The organism is Pseudonocardia sp. ICBG601 (assembly GCF_020496245.1).
On record NZ_JAHLJA010000168.1, the window covers coordinates 43,467 to 61,998 of the forward strand.

General features: G+C 72.6%; 19 protein-coding genes and 1 pseudogene. 11 read left to right on the top strand and 9 right to left on the bottom strand.

Annotation, left to right across the window (positions count from 1 at the left end):
- Positions 1-11: 11 nt before the first annotated feature.
- The 4 genes from KPL57_RS56130 to KPL57_RS56145 all read right to left on the bottom strand — a co-directional run bounded on the left by KPL57_RS56130 (position 12) and on the right by KPL57_RS56145 (position 3,025).
- Positions 12-854 (bottom strand): ABC transporter permease, encoded by an 843-nt coding sequence (locus KPL57_RS56130; protein WP_020628033.1) that lies wholly within the window; start codon positions 852-854, stop codon positions 12-14.
- Positions 855-864: 10 nt separating this feature from the next.
- Positions 865-1,647, bottom strand: coding sequence for an ABC transporter permease (locus KPL57_RS56135; RefSeq protein ID WP_198932213.1), 783 nt, complete (start codon positions 1,645-1,647; stop codon positions 865-867).
- Positions 1,648-2,131: 484 nt separating this feature from the next.
- The gene (locus KPL57_RS56140) at positions 2,132-2,413 is read right to left on the bottom strand and encodes a cytochrome C oxidase subunit IV family protein (protein WP_226358360.1); all 282 of its coding nucleotides are present in this window, start codon (positions 2,411-2,413) and stop codon (positions 2,132-2,134) included.
- 3 nt (positions 2,414-2,416) lie between these two features.
- Complete coding sequence (locus KPL57_RS56145) at positions 2,417-3,025, bottom strand: cytochrome c oxidase subunit 3 (RefSeq protein ID WP_226358361.1); 609 nt, start codon at positions 3,023-3,025, stop codon at positions 2,417-2,419.
- 144 nt (positions 3,026-3,169) lie between these two features.
- On the opposite strand from KPL57_RS56145, the gene KPL57_RS56150 reads away from it, so the two are divergent.
- The 3 genes from KPL57_RS56150 to KPL57_RS56160 all read left to right on the top strand — a co-directional run bounded on the left by KPL57_RS56150 (position 3,170) and on the right by KPL57_RS56160 (position 5,830).
- Positions 3,170-3,907 carry a hypothetical protein gene (locus KPL57_RS56150; RefSeq protein ID WP_226358362.1) on the top strand — a complete coding sequence of 246 codons (738 nt, stop codon included), beginning with the start codon at positions 3,170-3,172 and terminating at the stop codon, positions 3,905-3,907.
- Positions 3,908-3,935: 28 nt separating this feature from the next.
- Positions 3,936-5,096 (top strand): acyl-CoA dehydrogenase family protein, encoded by a 1,161-nt coding sequence (locus tag KPL57_RS56155; RefSeq protein WP_075310969.1) that lies wholly within the window; start codon positions 3,936-3,938, stop codon positions 5,094-5,096.
- Positions 5,097-5,188: 92 nt separating this feature from the next.
- On the top strand, positions 5,189-5,830 hold the full coding sequence (locus KPL57_RS56160) for a TetR/AcrR family transcriptional regulator (RefSeq protein ID WP_226358363.1): 642 nt from the start codon (positions 5,189-5,191) through the stop codon (positions 5,828-5,830).
- 52 nt (positions 5,831-5,882) lie between these two features.
- On the opposite strand, the gene KPL57_RS56165 is transcribed toward KPL57_RS56160, so the two are convergent.
- Entirely contained in the window at positions 5,883-7,415 is a 1,533-nt protein-coding gene (locus tag KPL57_RS56165; RefSeq protein ID WP_226358364.1) for an acyl-CoA synthetase, read from the bottom strand.
- Positions 7,416-7,551: 136 nt separating this feature from the next.
- On the opposite strand from KPL57_RS56165, the gene KPL57_RS56170 reads away from it, so the two are divergent.
- Positions 7,552-8,736 carry a TetR/AcrR family transcriptional regulator gene (locus KPL57_RS56170; RefSeq protein WP_226358365.1) on the top strand — a complete coding sequence of 395 codons (1,185 nt, stop codon included), beginning with the start codon at positions 7,552-7,554 and terminating at the stop codon, positions 8,734-8,736.
- Between the two features lie 17 nt (positions 8,737-8,753).
- Here the strand turns inward: KPL57_RS56170 and KPL57_RS56175 are convergent, their stop codons facing one another.
- Together KPL57_RS56175 and KPL57_RS56180 are read right to left on the bottom strand one after the other, a co-directional pair.
- Positions 8,754-10,028, bottom strand: coding sequence for a cytochrome P450 (locus tag KPL57_RS56175; RefSeq protein ID WP_226358366.1), 1,275 nt, complete (start codon positions 10,026-10,028; stop codon positions 8,754-8,756).
- 5 nt (positions 10,029-10,033) lie between these two features.
- A complete protein-coding gene (locus tag KPL57_RS56180) occupies positions 10,034-10,447 on the bottom strand; it encodes an SCP2 sterol-binding domain-containing protein (RefSeq protein ID WP_226358367.1) in 414 nt (137 codons plus the stop codon).
- A 186-nt stretch (positions 10,448-10,633) separates the two neighbouring features.
- Between KPL57_RS56180 and KPL57_RS56185 the strand changes: the two genes are divergently transcribed.
- The gene (locus tag KPL57_RS56185) at positions 10,634-11,182 is read left to right on the top strand and encodes a TetR/AcrR family transcriptional regulator (protein ID WP_226358368.1); all 549 of its coding nucleotides are present in this window, start codon (positions 10,634-10,636) and stop codon (positions 11,180-11,182) included.
- Here the strand turns inward: KPL57_RS56185 and KPL57_RS56190 are convergent.
- Positions 11,142-12,041, bottom strand: a complete 900-nt coding sequence (locus KPL57_RS56190; protein WP_226358369.1) for a PaaI family thioesterase — start codon at positions 12,039-12,041, stop codon at positions 11,142-11,144. The genes KPL57_RS56185 and KPL57_RS56190 overlap by 41 nt on opposite strands.
- A gap of 59 nt (positions 12,042-12,100) precedes the next feature.
- On the opposite strand from KPL57_RS56190, the gene KPL57_RS56195 reads away from it, so the two are divergent.
- The 6 genes from KPL57_RS56195 to KPL57_RS56220 all read left to right on the top strand — a co-directional run bounded on the left by KPL57_RS56195 (position 12,101) and on the right by KPL57_RS56220 (position 17,420).
- Positions 12,101-12,595 (top strand): nuclear transport factor 2 family protein, encoded by a 495-nt coding sequence (locus KPL57_RS56195; protein ID WP_020628020.1) that lies wholly within the window; start codon positions 12,101-12,103, stop codon positions 12,593-12,595.
- A gap of 41 nt (positions 12,596-12,636) precedes the next feature.
- Positions 12,637-13,398, top strand: coding sequence for an enoyl-CoA hydratase/isomerase family protein (locus KPL57_RS56200; protein ID WP_226358370.1), 762 nt, complete (start codon positions 12,637-12,639; stop codon positions 13,396-13,398).
- Positions 13,399-13,481: 83 nt separating this feature from the next.
- Entirely contained in the window at positions 13,482-15,158 is a 1,677-nt protein-coding gene (locus KPL57_RS56205; protein WP_226358371.1) for a class I adenylate-forming enzyme family protein, read from the top strand.
- Positions 15,128-16,072, top strand: a complete 945-nt coding sequence (locus KPL57_RS56210; protein WP_226358372.1) for an SDR family NAD(P)-dependent oxidoreductase — start codon at positions 15,128-15,130, stop codon at positions 16,070-16,072. Before KPL57_RS56205 ends, KPL57_RS56210 begins: the two co-directional genes overlap by 31 nt.
- A 30-nt stretch (positions 16,073-16,102) precedes the next feature.
- A complete protein-coding gene (locus KPL57_RS56215; RefSeq protein ID WP_226358373.1) occupies positions 16,103-16,900 on the top strand; it encodes an enoyl-CoA hydratase/isomerase family protein in 798 nt (265 codons plus the stop codon).
- A gap of 37 nt (positions 16,901-16,937) precedes the next feature.
- On the top strand, positions 16,938-17,420 hold the full coding sequence (locus tag KPL57_RS56220) for a nuclear transport factor 2 family protein (RefSeq protein ID WP_226358374.1): 483 nt from the start codon (positions 16,938-16,940) through the stop codon (positions 17,418-17,420).
- 56 nt (positions 17,421-17,476) lie between these two features.
- Here the strand turns inward: KPL57_RS56220 and KPL57_RS56225 are convergent.
- Positions 17,477-18,450, bottom strand: a pseudogene (locus KPL57_RS56225) (NAD(P)H-dependent flavin oxidoreductase).
- Positions 18,451-18,532: the final 82 nt, after the last annotated feature.

Genomic DNA, 18,532 nt, shown 5'->3' on the forward strand with positions numbered 1-18,532 from the left:
GGGTCCCCCGCTCATCGCGACAGGTGGAGGGTCTCGGGGTCCGCGTAGAGCAGGACGGCGGTGACCAGGGCGGTGACCATCACGGCGATCAGCGACAGGCGCACGGCGCGACCGACCGCGGCGCCGACGCCGGCCGGACCGCCGCTCGCGGTGAAGCCGTAGAAGGCGTGGATGGACATCACGACGAAGGCGATCAGGGTGACCTGCAGCATCGAGGTGAGCACGTCGGTCGGGATCAGGAAGGTCGCGAAGTAGTGGTTGTAGGTGCCGACCGACTGCCCGTAGCCGAGCACGACGATGAGCTGCGTCGTCGCGAAGCAGGCGATCAGGGCCAGTGCGTACAGCGGGATGATGGCGATCGTCCCGGCCAGGATCCGGGTGGTGACCAGGAACGGCACCGAGGGCACCGCCATGACCTCGATGGCGTCGATCTCCTCGCTGATGCGCTGGGCGCCGATCTCGGCGGTGAACGCCGCCCCGATCGTCGACACCAGCGCGACCCCGCCGATCAGCGGGGCGGCGAGCCGGATGTTGATGTAGCTCGCCAGGAAGCCGGTGAGGGCGTCGGTGCCGACCGCGTTGAGGGCCTCGTAGCCCTGGAGGCCGACGACGGCGCCCGCGCTGGCGGTCAGGATCGCGACGACCACGACGCTGCCGCCGATCAGGACCAGCGCGCCGGTGCCGAAGCTGATGCTGGTGAGCTGACGCAGCACCTCACCGAGGTAGCGGCGCAGCACGATCGGGATGCCGGCGTAGGCCTTGACGTAGAAGTCGACCTGTACCCCGACGGCCCGCAGCCCCGACCGGGGTCGCTCGACCATCCGCCCGAGGGCGGAGTGCTCGGATGTGTCCACGACGTCGTCCTCAGATCCGTGCCAGCTTGAGCTGGATGTCGATGGCGGTGAGCAGGGCGTTGATGATGAAGAGCAGGACGAAGGAGATGACGACGGTCTCGGTGACCGCCTGTCCGACGCCCTTCGACCCGCCCTCGGCGTTGAGGCCGCGGTAGGCGGCGACGAGCCCGGCGAGGGTCCCGAACAGGACCGCCTTGAACGAGCTCACGGCGAAGTCGCCCTCGTCGGTGAGCAGGGTCAGCGTCGCGAGGAACTGGCCGGCCGAGGCGCCCTGCAGGCCGACCGACACGAGGTAGGCGACGACCTCACCGACGACGGTGATGATCGCGCTGAGGCAGACCGCGACCAGCGCGGAGGCGAGCACCCGGGGCAGCACCAGGCGGTGCAGCGGGTCGATGCCCATGACCTTCATCGCGTCGATCTCGTCGCGGATCTTGCGGGCGCCGAGGTCGGCGGCGATGGCCGTCGCACCCGCGCCCGCGGTGACCAGCACCGCGGCGATGGGGCCGATCTGGCGCAGCACGGCGAGGCCGGTCACGGCGCCCGCGACGTCCAGCGCGCCGATCTCGGCGAGCAGCTGGTTGATCAGCAGGATCACGACGCCGACGAACGGGATCGTCACCATGATCGCGGGCGCGAGCGAGACCGAGGTGATGAAGCGGGTCTGGGCGAGGAACTCGCCGAACGGGAACGGACGCTTCACGACGGTCCGCGCCACGTCCAGGACGAAAGCGGTGAAGCTGCCGACGGTGCGCACCGCCCCGTCGAGGGTCGGCACCCGGGAGCCGCTCACCGGTCGACACCGGCCTCGGTGCTCCCGGCCGTGACGACCGGGACCGCGGTGAGTGGACTCTTCATCGAGTGGCCTCCGTCATCGGTCCTGCCTAGCATCCATTTTCTAAACGAGGATCAGAAACGGAGGTTACGGGGGCGGAGGTCTTTTTCCGCTCCGTCCGTCGCCCCACCCGACCGAGTGACGCGGGAGAACGCGGCACGCTCGACGGTGAGCGGCGTCACTCCGACGACGAGCGGTCGCATCCGGCCCGATTCCGCGTCTGACGTGCGGGAACGGGCCGACTTGCCGGCCGGCACCCGGCTGCGGGCCGGGCCCGGCCGGCGCCAAGACGTGGCAGCGGCGCCGGACCGGGACGGAGCCGCTCCCGCGCGGCGCGGTCACCGACGACGGGAGCATCCGCCGCGTCGACGAGCCCTTCTGCCTAGCAACGATTTACTTGAGGTGGATCCGGAACCCGGCGCAGGAGGCGACGAACTCGCCCTCAGGTCAGGGCGACGATGCCCGCGAGCACCGCGCACGCGGCGACGCAGTAGAGCTCGAACAGCAGCCGCAGCACGACCGGGGCGTCACGCAGCTCCATGAAGTACAGACCGACCAGGCGCACCTTGAACAACGCCAGGACCAGCACCACGACCGAGGCCACGGTGCCCGAGGCCGGGCCGGTCCCGAGGATCCAGGACACCGTCGTGACGGCCACCAGCACCAGCCACACCACGGCGACCCGGTCCCGCCAGGCCGGCGCGCTCGACACGATCGACGACACGGGTCACCTCACCAGGTAGAGCAGCGGGAACAGCACGATCCAGAGCAGGTCGACCATGTGCCAGAAGCACGCGGCGCCCTCGATCAGCGGCAGCCGGCCGGGGAGCCGGTCCGGGCGCCGGCAGGCCGCGGTCATCAGCACCAGCGCCACCAGCCCGGCCAGCACGTGCAGCCAGTGCAGCCCGGTCAGCACGAAGAAGTACATGAAGAACTCGTGGGTGTTCGGGGTGATCCCCGCGCCGAACTTCGCGCCCCACTCGAACGCCTTGATCACCGAGAAGGTGACCCCGCAGGCGATCGCCCCGCCCAGCAGCACCGTGGCCCGGTGGGCGACACCCGTCCGCACCGCCTGCACCGCCCGCACCACGAGCAGCGAGCTGAGCAGCAGCACCAGTGTGTTCACCACGCCCGGCACCTGGTCCAGCCGGGCCTGGGCCGCGTCGAACCCGGCCGGGTCGCCCCCGCGGACCACGAGGTAGGTGGCGAAGAAGACGGCGAACACGGTCATGTCGCCCAGTACCAGGACCCACAGTCCCGGCTCGCCGGGCACGTGCCACCCTCGGTCCGCGATCGGCGCCGTCGCCGGGGACGGCGACGCGCTGGTCTCGGTCATGCCCACTCCTTCGTGGCCGGTCCGGACCGGGTCGGACCACGGCCGTTGACAGCAGGGGGCGCGCGTGGTCTCTTCCGGTTAACCTACATTAGATTATGCCCGGACGGCGGTCCGGGCCATCCCACGGAAGGGGGCCGGATCGTCATGGACGACGACCGCGGTCTACGGATCCTCGGCTGGGCCGGACCACTCTCGATCCTGCTGGTGCTCGTCGGCTGGCTGAGCGCCGGGTTCTTCCCGCCGCCACCGCCGTCGCTGGCCGGCGAGGAGCTGCTGCGGTTCTGGGGCACCGACACCACACTCAAGCAGCTGTCGATGGTGATCTGCGTCTGGGGCGGGGTGCTCTACGCCCCCGCGTCGCTCGCGGTCTTCGTGGCGCTGCGGCGCAGCGGCGACCTCGCGCTGAACCTCGGGCAGGCCTGCATCGGTGTGCTCGGCACGGTGTTCTTCTCGCTGAACTTCGTGCTGCTCTCGCTGGTGCCCTACCGGCTCGAGAACGGCGACAGCGGCTACTCCCAGCTGCTGCACGACGTCGGGTTCACGATGACGTTCATGCCGGTCGCGCCGTTCACGGTCCAGTACCTGCTGATCGCCGCGATCATCCTGCGGGACCGTTCGGGGCGGCTGCCCTACCCGCGCTGGGTGGCCTACGTGAACATCTGGGTGGCACTGCTGCTGGTCCCGGCCACCTTCATCCCGCTGTTCCACTCCGGCCCGCTCGCCTGGAACGGCATGTTCAGCTTCTGGGTCCCGGTCGCGGTGTTCGTGGGCTGGTTCGTGGTGATGTTCCCGCCGCTGGTGGCCGGGCGCAGGTCGACCACGCCCGCACCGAGCGCCACCCCACCGCGCGCCACCACACCGAGCACCACCGCCCCGTCCTGAGGCGCCCCGACCGGATCGAGGAGAGACGATGCGACGCGAGCTCTACACCGACGACCACGAGCAGTACCGTGCCACCGTGCGCGAGTTCCTCGCCCGCGAGGTCGAGCCGCACTACCTGGACTGGGAGCGCGCGGGCGGGATCGACCCGGCGGTGTTCCGCACCGCGGCCGAGGCCGGCGTCTACGCGCTCGCCGTGCCCGAGGAGTTCGGCGGCGCCGGTGAGACCGACTACCGCTACCGGATGGTGGTGAACGAGGAGGTCGCCCGGGTCGGCGCGACCTCGTTCGGCATGACGCTGGGCCTGCAGGACGACCTGGTGCTGTCCTACCTGCTCGACCTCACCACCGACGAGCAGAAGAAGCGCTGGCTGGAGCCGTTCAGCCGCGGCGAGCTGCTCGGCGCGCTCGCAATGACCGAGCCGGGGACCGGGAGCGACCTGCAGGGCATCCGCACCTCGGCCCGCCGCGACGGCGACGACTGGGTGCTCGACGGCTCGAAGACCTTCATCTCCAGCGCGCTGTCGGCGGACCTCGTGATCGTCGCCGCCCGCACCGACCCCGAGGCGGGCTCGCGCGGGTTCAGCCTGTTCGTCGTCGAGCGGGACATGCTCGGTTTCCGGCGCGGGCGCCGGCTGGAGAAGGTCGGCCTGCACGGCCAGGACACCGGCGAGCTGTTCTTCGACGCCGTGCGCCTGCCCGCGGACAACCTCATCGGCACCGAGGGCCACGGCCTCATGCACCTGATGAGCCACCTGCCGCACGAGCGGCTGGGCCTGATCGCCTCGGCCGTCACCGCCGCGCGCGCGGTCTACGAGCACACCGCGCGCTACTGCTTCGAGCGCCACGCCTTCGGCACGGCCATCGGCGACTTCCAGAACTCGCGGTTCGTCCTCGCCGAGATGGAGACCGAGCTCGAGGTCGCCGAGGCGTGGGTGGACCGCGCCGTGCTCGCGTTCAACCGGGGCGAGCTGACCCCGGTCGAGGCGGCGAAGGGCAAGTGGTACCTGACCGAGCTGCAGAAGCGCATCACCGACCGCTGCGTCCAGCTGCACGGCGGCTACGGATTCATGCTCGAGTACCCGGTCGCGCGGGCCTACGCCGACGGTCGCATCCAGACGATCTACGGCGGCACGACCGAGATCATGAAGGAGATCATCGGGCGGGACATCGCCTCCCGGTACCGCTCCTGAGCAGGGGTCGCCGGCACGCGGACGCCCGCGTGCCGGCGACACGGCCGGGCAGGTGTCCGGCTGGTGACCCCCGGTCCGCCTATCCTGGTCCGGTGGCCCGCAGGACGAACGCGGTGGCCCCAGCCGCCACCGACGACACCGACGCGACCGACACCAAGTCGGCCCGCACCCGTGCCCGCCTGCTGGACGCCGCGGCGCGGGTCCTGAGCGAGAAGGGCTTCGCGGGGACCCGGCTGTCCGACATCGCGAAGGCCGCGCAGATCCAGGCGCCGGCGATCTACTACTACTACCCGTCCCGTGAGGACCTGATCGAGGACGTCGTCGCGACGGGCGCGATCTCGCTGCGCGACCACCTGTCCCAGGTCCTCGAGGCACTGCCGCCGGACACCCCACCCGCCGAGCGGATCGCCGCGGCGGTCGAGGCGCAGCTCCGGCACGAGCTGCAGCTGTCCGACTACGCCAGGGCGGTCGTCCGCAACGCCAACCAGCTGCCCGAGCACCTGTCGGCCCGTGCCCGCGTGCACATCGGGGAGTTCCACGACATCTGGCGCGGACTGGTCGAGGACCTGCGCTCCGCCGGGCAGCTGCGGCACGACGTGGAACCGTCCATCGGCCGCATGCTCGTCATAGGCTCGCTGAACTGGGCGGTCGAGTGGTGGGACCCGCAGCGGGGCGACATCGACCGGACGATCACGGTCGCCCAGTCGATGGTGCTGCACGCGCTGCGGCCGTGACCTCCCTCCCGGTGCCACGACGCGGGACGCCACGGCACCGGGGGGCGCGCGGTCAGGCGTAGCGCTTCTTCAGCTCGCCCTTGACCAGCTTGCCGGTCTCGGTGCGGGGCAGATCGTCGACGAAGCGGACCTCGCGCGGAGCCTTGTAGCCCGCGATGCGCGACTTCACGAAGTCGATGATCTCCTGCCCCAGCTCGGGCCCGGTCGCGACGCCGGCCCGCGGCTGGACGAACGCGGTGACCCGCTCCCCCATCTCCGGGTCCGGCAGGCCGATGACGGCGACGTCGTGCACGGCGGGGTGCAGCGCCAGGACGTTCTCGGTCTCCTGCGGGTAGATGTTGACCCCGCCGGAGATGATCATGAAGGACTTGCGGTCGGTGAGGTACAGGAAGCCGTCCTCGTCGAGGTGGCCGATGTCGCCCAGCGTCGTCCACGTCTCGTGCTCGGGGTGCTGCGCGGCCCGGGTCTTCTCCGGGTCGTTGTGGTACTCGAACGGCACGATGTCGCGCTCGATGTAGACCGCGCCGGTCTCCCCGACCGGCAGCTCGGTGCCATCGTCGTCGCAGATGTGCAGCACGCCCAGGATCGGGCGGCCGACGGTGCCGGGCTTGGTCTGCCAGGTGGCGCTGTCGGTCATGGTGAGACCGTTGCCCTCGGTCGCGCCGTAGTACTCGACCAGGATCGGGCCCCACCAGTCGATCATCGCCTGCTTGACCTCGACCGGGCACGGGGCGGCGGCGTGCACCGCGACCCCCAGCGACGAGATGTCGGCCGCGTCGCGCTGCTCCTGCGGGAGCTGCAGCATCCGGACGAACATCGTCGGCACGAACTGGGCGTGGGTCACCCGGTGGGTGCCGATCGCCTCCAGTGCCCCGACGGCGTCGAAGCGGCGCATCATGACCACGGTGCCGCCGTGCGCCTGCACGGCGCCGCACCAGCGCAGCGGCGCGGCGTGGTAGATCGGGGCCGGGGTGAGGTAGACCGTCTCCGGGCCGACGCCGAAGGCCTTGCTGATCAGTCCGACCAGCGGATCGCCCAGCTCGGTGAACTGGACGGGCGGCAGCGGCGGCCGCACCCCCTTCGGCCGGCCGGTCGCGCCCGAGGAGTAGAGCATCGGGGCGCCGTGCGGCTGGTCGTCGGGCGCGACGTCGGAGGCGGCGGCCAGGGCGTCCTCGTAGGAGGAGAAGCCGTCCACGACGACGTCGTAGGACAGCCCCAGGCCGGGCGAGACACCGGTGGCGAGCACCGCCTTCGCGACGTCGGCCTTGCCCGCGGAGACGATGAGCGCCGACGCCCCGGAGTCCTCGACGATGTAGCCGACCTCCTCGGCGACGAGGTTGTGGTTGATCGCGGTGATGTAGAGCCCGGAGCGCATCGCGGCCCAGTAGACCTCGAAGACACGCAGGTTGTTCTCGCTCAGGAGCGCGACGACGTCACCGCGACGCAGGCCGGCCTCGCGCAGCACGTTCGCGAGCCGGACCGAGCGCTCCTCCAGCTCGGCGTAGGTCACCTGCTCCCCCGTCTCCGCGAGGAGCGCGGCGATCTTGTCCGGGTGCTGGGCGGCATGGGCGCCGGGGTGGGTCACGGGTCCTCCACGTCGGTGTGGTCGTCGGCGACGACGGAATTTAATGTCGATAAAATAGGGCGGAAAGCTCCCCACCGGCAACGGTCGGGCGGCCGCGGGTCTTCTACAGTCGACCCGACCGGAGAAGGAGTGGGACGTGGCCGCACCGCAGTCGCAGCCGGGACCGCGGCGACGGATGAGGGCCGCCGAGCGGCGCGACCAGCTGGCACGCACCGCCGCGGCACGGTTCCACCTGGTCGGCTACCACCAGGTCTCCCTCGGCGACGTCGCCGCCGACGTGGGGTTGACCGGGCCTGCGGTCTACCGGCACTTCCCCAACAAGCAGGCCCTGCTCGCCGCCGGGATCGCGGCCGGGCTCGACGAGGTCGCCGCGGCCCTGGACCGGCACCTCGACAGCCCGCTGGAGGAGCTGGTCACTGCGCTGACCCGCGTCGCACTGGACCGTCCCGACCTGTGGACGCTGCTGCAACGGGAGGTCCGCTTCCTCTCCCCGCAGGCCCGCGAGGAGATCCGCGAACGGCTGCGCGGGCGGCTCGAGCTGCTGTCGCGCCGGCTGCGGCGCGAGCGTCCCGAGCTCACCGAGCGCGCGGCGGGGGTGCTCGTGACCGGCGCGCTCGGCGTGCTGGCCACCCCGTCGGTCACCCACATCGGCCTGGACGACGAGCGGGTCCGCACCGTCCTGGCCGCGGCGGCGCTGGCCTGCCTGCGGTCCGACCCACCGGCCGGACCCGCGGCCGGACCGGACGGCCCGGTCGCGTCGGAGGACGGGCCGTCGTCGCGGCCGCGGGAGATCGTGGACCGCGCGGTCGCGCTGTTCCACGAGCGCGGCTACGTCGGGGTGAGCCTGGACGAGATCGGCGCGGCCGTCGGCATGGCAGGGCCCAGCCTGCTGCACCACTTCGCCAGCAAGGCCGACATCCTCACCGCGGCGTTCGACCTCGGCTCGGAACGGCTGCGGGCCGAGCAGGCCGCGCGTCGGGCCCGGCCGGGGTCGGTCGACCTGCCAGGGCTGATCGACCGCTACGTCGGCTTCTGCCTGGCCAACCGGGCGTTGCTCGGGGTCTACGTCAGCGAGTTCAACCACCTCACCGACGACGCGCGGCGCCGGACCGCGGACGCCATCCGGACCGAGCTGCGCGACTGGACGCGGTCGCTGCTCGCGTACTTCCTCGACCTCGACGAGCCGACCGCGCGGCTGCGCGTGCGGGCCGCGCTGTCGCTGATCAGCGACCTGACCCGGCTCACCTCCACGCGGGACCGGCCGGCGGAGCGGGCGGAGGTCACGGCGGCCGCGCTGGCCGTGCTCCGCTCCGGCGCCTGACCGGCCCCGCGTGCCGGTCAGGCGGGGGTGAACGCGCACCGCTGCCGACGCACGCCGTTGATGAACGTGCTGACCAGGCGCTCCGGCTCACCGACCGCCCGGATGTCGGGCAGCTGGGTGTACAGCTCGTGGAAGATCCACCGCAGCTGCATCTTCGCCAGGTGCGAACCGAGGCAGAAGTGCGGCCCCCCGCCCCCGAAGGCGACGTGCGGGTTCGGCGTGCGGGACAGGTCGAACTCGTCGGGCCGATCGAGGACCGCCTCGTCGCGGTTGCCGGAGCTGTAGAACATCGTGACCTTGTCGCCGGGCTCGATCACGACGCCGTTCAGCTCGAACCGCTCCAGCGCGGTCCGCCGGAAGCTCATGACCGGGCTCGCCCACCGGACGAACTCCTCCACGGCGGTGCCGATGCGGGCCTCGTAGTCGGCGAACAGCCACTCGCGCTGCTCCGGATGGTCGGTCAGCGCGCGCAGCGTGTGGGTGGTGGTCTGCTTGGTCGTGTCGTTCCCGGCCACGCAGAGCAGCACGAAGAACGACCGGATCTCGTCGTCGGTGAGCCGCTCCCCGTCGACCTCGGCGGCGGCCAGCGCGGAGATCAGGTCGTTCTCCGGCTGCTCGCGACGCGCGTCGATCACGTCCTGGCAGGCGCCGTGCAGGACGACGATGGCGTTGAGCATCTTGGCCGCCGCGTCGCCGCCGACGCCGTCCCCGTCGTCGCCCCAGGCGACCATCGACTCGGCCGCGTCGGCGACCTCCTCGCGACGCTCGGGCGGGATCCCGATCATCTCCGAGATCGTCCACATCGGGAGCCGGGCGGACACCGAGGAGACGAACTCGGCCTCACCGCGGTCGCGGATCGCGCCGACGATCTCCCGGGCCTGCCGGGCGATCTGCTGCTCGATCAGCTTCACCCGCTTCGGCGTGAACACCGAGCTGACCAGCTTGCGGACGTCGCGGTGCCGCGGGTCGTCCATGGTCAGGATGGAGGAGGCCATCTCCAGCACCTCCTCCGGGAAGTCCTCGGCGAGGACCCCGCCCGCGGAGGAGGAGAAGATCTCGGCGCGACGGCTGACGGTGGCGATGTCCTCGGCACGCACGACGGCCCAGTAGCCGGGCGAGCCGTCGTCACCGTCCATCAGCGGGCTGTACAGGGGGCGCTGCCAGGACACCGGCTCCTCGGCGCGCAGCCGGCCGAAGGTCTTCTCCCGCTCGACGGGGTCCAGGCGCCAGAACTCCCGGGAGGAGACGTCGAGCGCGGAGAACGGGCGCGATGCGGTGAGGGATCCGGTCATCGCGATCAGCTCACGACGAGGTCGGAACGACCGCGGTCGGCCAGCATCGCGGTGTAGCGCGGGTAGAGGGCCTTCGCGATCGGCGAGAGCTTGAGCAGCTGCGCCGCCGAACCACCGACCGTGATCTTCCCGCGGGCCATCGCCAGCGGCAGGCTGACCTTGCCCTGCCAGTACTGGTTGGCGGTGTCGGCGGCCATCGACAGGGTCGCGTCGGAGTCCGCCGCGGCGGCCTCGGCCCCGGTGGTGATCTGCTTGGTCGCGAAGTCGACCCGCACCGTGGTGTCGGGGTCGGTGTAGTCCATGCGCAGGCTCATGCCGGTCGCGGCGAGCTTCGGCCCGATCGTCTCGTCCTCCATCGCCTCGGCGAAGATCCCGCCGAGGAACTCGTGGACCTCGTCCGCGGAACGGAAACCACCCATGACGTCTCCTTTGACATGTCGGTGCCGATCGACGGCCGGGTTCCCGACCCGACCACGGCCTAGCGCAAGTTAACATAGAGGCCTCTATGCAGGAAGATGTCGACGGCTGCGATGATGCGGTGGTGCCGTCCCGGCACCGATCCGACCGGCCCCGACCAGCCCCGACCCGACCCGGAGGGACCGACCGTGCCGCAGTACGTCGGACGCGAGGACTACTACGCGGCCGCGATCGCGATCCTGTCCGGATCGGGGGCCCACGAGCTGACGATGACCGCCCTGCACCGCGGGCTCGGCGTCTCCAGCGGGTCGTTCTACAACTGGTTCCGCAACTGGCCCGACTTCGTCGAGCGGTTCCTGGAGCACTGGCGCGGGTCGACCGAGGCGATCGCCCGTGAGGCGGCCGGGCCCCACGACCCGCACGAGCGGCTGGAGCTGCTGCGCCGGCTCTCGCGCACCGTCCCGCACGACGCGGAGGCGGCGATCCGGGTGTGGGCCACGACCGACCCGGCCGTCGCGGAGGCACAGCGCGCGGTCGACGCACGACGGCTCGAGGTGACCCGGCGGGCGGTCGCCGCCGCGGGTGCACCCGACGCCGCCGACGAGCTCGCCGAGCTGTGCCTGTCCGCGGTGGTCGGCGCCCAGCTACGGCACCGCCCCGTGGACGTCGAGGGTCTGGACCGGGTGCTCGCCCGCTTCATCGCGCTGGTGGAGGCGCATTCCGGCCGGCCGGACTGAGCGTCGCGACCGCCCCGGGAGCGGCGTGGTCGGCACGCGAGCCGACCATCGCGTGCACGCAGACCCGGCCCGTCGCGTCGCGTCCCCTGACCTCCACCAGCCCGGAGGTCCGGCCCCGGTGCAGGGCCGTGGCCGTCAGGCGCACCCGGCCCCGGCCGGGCCGCAGGAACGCGAGCTGCAGGCGGTTCACCGCGTGCGGGGCCGATCCGGTCAGGCGGGTCGCGGCCAGCTCCGCCGCGCAGGCCCAGACCCCGCCGTGAACGGTGCCGTTCTGGTTGGTCCACCCCGTCGCGTCGAGCTCCAGCACCGCCTCGTCCGGGCCGGACCCCACCTCGGTGAGGTCGGTGAGCAGCTCGCCGATCCCGCCCTGCTCCGGCCGGGCGCCGACCGCGGGCCCCGCGGCGAGCGGGGTCGTGCCGGGTGCGGGGACGTCCGCGGTCCAGGCCGACGCCACCGCGACGAGCCGGCCGTCCGGGTCGCGCACGGAGGCGGTGACGTGGTCGCGGAGCACCTCGCCCGCGGTGCGCGCGGCCCGGGCGTGCAGCCGGTCCCCCGGCCACGGCGGCGGGACGAGCACGTCGAGCGACAGTGCCGTGGTCACCGGCTGGAACCCCGGCGCCTGCGGCCGGTTGGCGACCTCGCCCAGGACATGGTCCGCCAGCACCGCCAGCGGCCCCGTCCACGTCCGCCCCGCGCCGTCCGACCAGCCCCCGGTGAGCGCGGAGCACCGCCTCTCACCAGGCACGACGGTGCACCCGAGCACGCCGAGGCGCTGCTCGGGCGTGCCCGCCGTGTCGAGACTGCAGGACTGCTCGCCGGTCATCGTGACCTCTCCCTCGTTGCTCTCTAAGTTAATCATGGCTAGGCTACGGCGGCGAGGTCCGCGCCGGAGCGGGCCGTCATCGAGGAGGAGCCGCCGTGCCCGCGCCCCTGACCGAGACGTTCCTGCGCGACTTCAGCACGCGGTGGCTGGCGGCCTGGAACTCCCACGACACCGAGCAGGTGCTCGCGCTGCTGCACCCCGACGTCCGATGGGAGGACACGGTCTTCTGGACCGGGGTGATCGAGGGCCGCGAGGGCGTGCGCACCTACGTGGAGCGGATCTGGGAGGTCATGCCCGACGTCGCGTTCGACGACGTGCAGACCTTCACCTCCCCCGGCGACGGCCGCGCGCTGTGCCTGTTCCGCCAGTACGGCCACGGCCCGGCGAAGCTCGCCCCCGACGCCACCTTCAGCACCTACGGCTGCGACATCTTCCTGGAGTTCGCCGACGGACTGCTGTCGTCCTACCTGGCGCAGTACGAGATCACCGAGATGATGCGCCAGCTCGGCGTGCTGCCCGCCCGCGAGGGCCGGATCGGCGGCGCCTACCTGCTGTCGCTGCTGCACCGCAGCCCGGCGAACGCCGGCTGACCCGCCCGTCCCCCCGCACCACCCCAGACCGAGGAGTCACCATGGCCGATGACGAGGCCGTCCGCACCACCGTCGCAGACGGCGTCGGCACGATCACCTTCAACCGGATGCACCGCCGCAACGCGCTCAGCCTGGAGCTGTTCGAAGCGCTCGGCGACCAGCTCGACGCCTGGCGGAGCGACGACGAGGTCGCCGCGGTCGTGCTCACCGGTGGCGAGGAGGCGTTCTCCGCGGGCCTCGACCTCGACCTGCAGTCGGCGTTCACCGAGGACTCCCGCGAGGTGTACTCGGACATGTGCCTGCGGGTCTACGGCGCCCTGCTCGACTACGGCAAGCCCACCATCGCCGCGTGCGCCGGACCGACCCTGGGCGGCGGCTGCGACATCGCGGTGTTCTGCGACATCCGGATCGGCGCGGAGAACGCCGTGTTCGGGTTCCCGCAGATCAAGTTCGGGCTCACCCCGTACTTCTCGCCGCTGTGGAAGATCGTGGGACTCAGCCAGGCCAAGCTCCTGACCTTCTCCGGCGACCGGATCGACGCCGCGGAGGCGCTGCGCATCGGCCTGCTCGACCGGCTCGTGCCGACCGGCGGTGTCGTCGAGGCCGCGACCGCGCTGGGTCGGTCGATCGCGGAGACCACCACGAAGTCGGCGAAGATCAACAAGGAGCTGGCGCTGCGCTCCCCGGCGATGGACCCGATCAGCGCGCTGTCCTTCGAGACCTCCGCCTACCGCGAGGTCATCCGCCACCCCGACGTGCTGGAGCGGATCAACGAGGCGTTCAGCCGGATCCGCACGCGCTGAGCGTCCGTTCGGCGCAGTGGATAGTGACGGTTCACTAGATAGGGTGGGCCGCCGTGGCCCGATCGAGTCCGAGGAGCACGTCGATGACGACTGCCGCCCCGTCCGTGACCGCACCGTCCGTGACCGCCGGGGGGACCGACCCGGCGCGCGCGTACCGGTACGCCGGCTACCGCGCGTCGGGCCTGTGGACGCCGACGTCACTGGCCGATCTCGTGCCGGAGGCCGCGGCCCGCCACCCCGAGTGCGAGCTGTTCTCCTTCGAGGGCACCCGGGTCACCTACGGCGCCTTCGAGCGCTGGACCCGGGCGGTGGCCCAGGACCTGGTGCGCCGCGGGGTCCGCCCCGGCGACCGGGTCCTGGTCCAGCTGCCGAACCGGCTGGAGGCGCTGGCCGTGCAGGTCGCGGCGTTCCGGGCGGGCGCGGTGGACGTCCCGGTGATCCCGATCTACCGGGAGCACGAGATGCGTCAGATCGTCGCGGACTGCCGGCCCGCGGCGGTCTGCACGGTCGACGCCCTCGGCGACCGCGACCCGTCCGCCGAGCTCGACGCGCTGGTCGACGAGGCCGGTGTCACCCCGGCGGTGCGCTACCTCGTCGGGGGCGAGCGCCCCGGCTGGACCGCCGTCCCGGGGCCGGAGGCCGCGGACGACAGCGCGCTGCCGGCGTCCGCCGACCCCGCCGAGCCCGCGCTGCTGCTCTACACCTCCGGGACGACCGCCGCGCCGAAGGGCGCGCTGCTGTCGCACCGGGCGGTCGTCGCGCACCTGGTCAACTTCCGCGACGCGCTCGGCGCCGGGGAGGACACCGTCACCCTGGCCGCGACACCGCTGTCGCACCTGGGCGGGTTCGTCGCCGCCGTCGTGTTCCCCGCGTTCCTGGGCGGGCGCTCGGTGGTGATGGCGGGCTGGCGGCCCGACGACGCCGTCGAGCTGATCGAGACCGAGCGGGTCACCCTCATGATGGGGGCCACGGTGTTCGTGACCGACCTCGTCGAGCGCTACCGGGACCGTCCGGAGGGCCACCGCCTCGACACCTACGCCTGTGCCGGGGCGGCCATCGCGCCCGAGGTCGTCGATCGTGCCGCGGAGGTGGGTGTGCGGGTGGTGCGCGCCTACGGCATGACCGAGACCGCCGGGGTGCTCGCGATCGCGGCGGCCTCGGACTCCCTGGAGCGCCGTCGCGCCTGGGACGGCAGGCTGCTGCGCGGCATGGAGATGACCGTCGTCGACGACGACGGCGCGCTCGTCCCGCCCGGCACCGTGGGCCGGCTGCGGATCCGCGGGCCGCAGCTGCTCGACCGCTACACCGACCCGGTCGTCACAGCCGAGCAGATCGACGCCGACGGCTGGTTCCTCCCCGGCGACGTCGGCCGCGTCGACGACGAGGGCTGGGTCCAGATCGCCGGCCGCACCAAGGACATCGTCAACCGCGGCGGCGAGAAGTTCTCCACGATGGACATCGAGCTCGCGGTCGCCTCCGCCCCGGGTGTGCGGCGGGTCGCGGTCACCGCGGTGCCCGACGAGCGCCTCGGGGAGGCCGTCGGTGCCTGGGTGGTCCTCGACGACGACGCCCGCGCCGCCGGCGTCGGCCCGTTGCTGGAGCACCTGGCCGCCCAGAAGCTCGCCCGCGCGAAGACGCCCGTCGAGTGGCACGTCGTCGCCGAGATCCCGGCCACCGCCAGCGGGAAGATCCAGAAGCACGCGCTCGCCGGGCTCACCGACCTCGAGCTGTGGCACGCCCACCGGCCGGCCCGGGCGTGACCGCGGTGTTCGAGGCCGGGACCGTCGCACTGGTCACCGGCGCCGGACGCGGGCTGGGCGCGGAGTACGCGACCGCACTGGCCGTGGCCGGGGCGACGGTCGCCGTGCACGCGCGCACAGCGCGGGCCGCGGGTGCCGTCGCCGACCGGATCCGGGACGCGGGCGGGCGCGCGCACCCGGTCGTCGGGGACGCGCGCGACGGCCGTGCCCTGGTCGGGGACTGCGTCGCGGCGCTCGGCCGGCTCGACGTGCTCGTGGTCAACGCGGGCGGGCTGCGCGACCGCGGGGTGTCCCGGCTGACCGACGACGACTTCGACGAGGTCGTCGACGTGCACCTGCGCGGCAGCTGGACCGCCTGCTCGGCGGCCTGGCCGCACCTGCGCGAGCGCGGCGGCGCCATCGTGCTCACCACTTCCGGCGCGGGGCTGCACGGCAACCCCGGCCAGGCCGCCTACGCGGCGGCGAAGGCCGGCGTGGTCGGGCTCGCCCGCACCCTGGCCGCGGAGGGCTCGCGGCACGGGATCCGGGTCAACGCCGTCGCGCCGATGGCGCTGACCTCCATGACCGCCGAGGTGTTCCGCGACCGACCGGCGCAGGCACTGCGGGCGGCCGACGTGGCCCCGGTCGTCGTCGCGCTCGCCCTGCCCTCCTGCCCGCTGACCGGCGAGGTCGTCGAGACCGGCGGCGGCTGGGCCTCGGTGCTGCGCTGGGAGCGCTCCGAGGGGGTGCGCTTCACCCGCCCCGACGGGCCGCCACCGGCCGTCGCCGACGTCGCCGCGCACTGGGGCGGGATCACCGACCTGGTGGGCCGCCCGTCCGACCGTCCGACCACGACCGCGGACTCGCTCGCCGCCGCGTGCGACCCGTTCCGCGGGACGACCGCGCTGCGCGCCGGCTCCGAGTCCTGCCACTGATCCCACACCCCCACCCCGAGAGGAACCCCCGTGACCGAGTACCGCTACCTGCTGACCTCCGTCGAGGACGGCGTCGGCATCCTGCAGCTGAACCACCCCGAGAAGCGCAACGCGCTGGGCTGGGAGCTGCACGAGGAGATCGTGGCGGCGCTCGCCGAGTGGGCCGAGGACGACGAGGTCGCCTGCGTCCTGATGATCGGCGACGAGGACATCTTCTGCGCCGGCTGGGCGCTGGACGTGCTGCAGGACACCAGCGGGGACGCCCGCACCCGGTTCACCGACCTCGCCTACAGGCTCATGGTCGCGATCTACGACTACCGCAAGCCGACCGTGGCCGCCGTCGCCGGCGTCGCCCCCGGCTACGGCATGGACCTGGCCAACATGTGCGACATCACGATCGCCTCGGAGAACGCCGCGTTCGGCTCGACCCAGGTCAAGTACGCGATGAACGGCTTCTACCACGCGATCCTGCGCAAGACGAACACCCAGCGGGCCCGCCGGATGTTCTTCACCGGCGACCCGATCGACGCCCACGAGGCCCTGCGCTGCGGGCTCGTCGACGAGGTCGTCCCGGTCGGGACGCTGCGCTCCTCGGCGCTGACGCTGGCGAAGCAGATCGCCGAGAACGGTGCCGAGCTGACCACGGTCCTCAAGGAGGTCGCGCTGCGCGCCGGGCACATGGACCACGTCGCGGCGACCGCCTACGAGCTGCGCGTCACCCACGACCTGCTGCAGCGCGGGCTGTTCACCCGCCGCATCGCCGAGGGCCTGGACCGGCTGCGGTCCGGGGCCAGCAGGGCCACCGAGCGACTGTCCCGCCGCAGCTGAGACCGAGCACCAGCCGAGACCGAGCCCCGGAGCCGAGATGACGTCCTCGCCGACCTCCCCCACCCCGTCCCGCACGACACCGCACCCCAGCGACCCCGGGTTCGCCCTGGCCTACGGGATCGCCTGGAGCAACGACCCCGACGCGCTGCTGGAGTTCTTCGCCCCGGACGGCGTGTACCGCGACATCGCGCTCGACGGCACCTACCGCGGCCGCGGGGAGGTCGGCCGCTTCCACCGGTTCATGCTCTCCTTCGCCCCCGACTCGCACATCGAGTTCGGCGAGACGTGGGCGGCCGGCGGCGGGCTCACCTCGCGCTGGGTGTGGTCGGGCACCGTCCGCGGCCCGCTGAAGCTGCGCACCGGCGAGCTCGTCGACGTGGCCGGTGCCCGGTTCTCGGTGCCGGGCGTCGCCGTCTGCACCTACGACGACGACGGCCTGCTCACCGGTCACGACGACTACTGGGACCTCGCGACGGTGCTGTACCAGGTCGGCGCCCGCATCACCTCGCCGACCGGCTGAGGCACACGGTCAGGCGGACGACGGGGCCGGCCGGCGACGAGGGTCCCGGCCGGACCTCAGCCGGCCGTGACGAGCCCCGCCAGCCGGCCCGCGATGATCTGCTCGGCCTCGGTGACGATGCGCTCGATCAGCTCCGCGCAGGTCGGGACGTCGCGGATGATCCCCTGCACCATCCCGACCGACCAGATGCCGGCGTCGAGGTCTCCGGTCTCGTAGACCGTCGCCCCGCGGCTGCCCGCGACGAGGTGGCGGATGTCCTCGAACCGGGCACCGGCGGCGAGCTTCTCCACCACCTCCCGGGAGACCGCGTTGGCCGCGACCCGAGCGGTGTTGCGCAGCTCGCGGAAGATGAGGGTGGTGTCGCGCTCGCCGGCCTCGACGATGCGGGCCTTCACCGCGTCGTGCACCCCCGACTCCTGCGTACACAGGAAGCGGGTGCCCATGTTGACCCCGTCCGCGCCGAGCGCCAGCGCCGCGACCAGACCGCGGGCGTCGGAGATGCCGCCCGAGGCGATGAACGGGATCTCCAGGACGTCGGCCGCGGCGGGCAGCGGACCAGCCCGGGGACGTCGTCCTCGCCGGGGTGGCCGGCACACTCGAAGCCGTCGATGGACAGCGCGTCCACCCCCAGGTCCTGCGCCTTCACCGCGTGCCGGACCGAGGTGCACTTGTGGACGACGACGATCCCCGCGTCGTGCAGCGGCCCGAGGTGGTCCACCGGGTTCGCCCCGGCGGTCTCCACGACCGGGACGCCCTCCTCGATGATCACTTGCCGGTACGCGGCGTAGGGCGGGGCGTCGATCGTCGGCAGGATCGTCAGGTTGACGCCGAACGGGGCGTCGGTCAGCTCCCGGCAGCGCCGGATCTCCGCACGCAGGTCCTCCGGGGTCGGCTGGGTCAGCGCGGTCAGGAACCCGAGCCCACCCGCCTCGGCGACGGCGGCGACGAGCGGCGCCCGGCCCACCCACTGCATGCCTCCCTGCACGACGGGGTGACGCACCCCGACGAGTTCGGTGAACCGTGTCCGCATCGACGTCTCCTTCGACTCGCCACCCGGGGCCCGTTGCCCCCCGTAGGTAGTTAATCTAGGTTAGAAACATAAGGCGTCACAG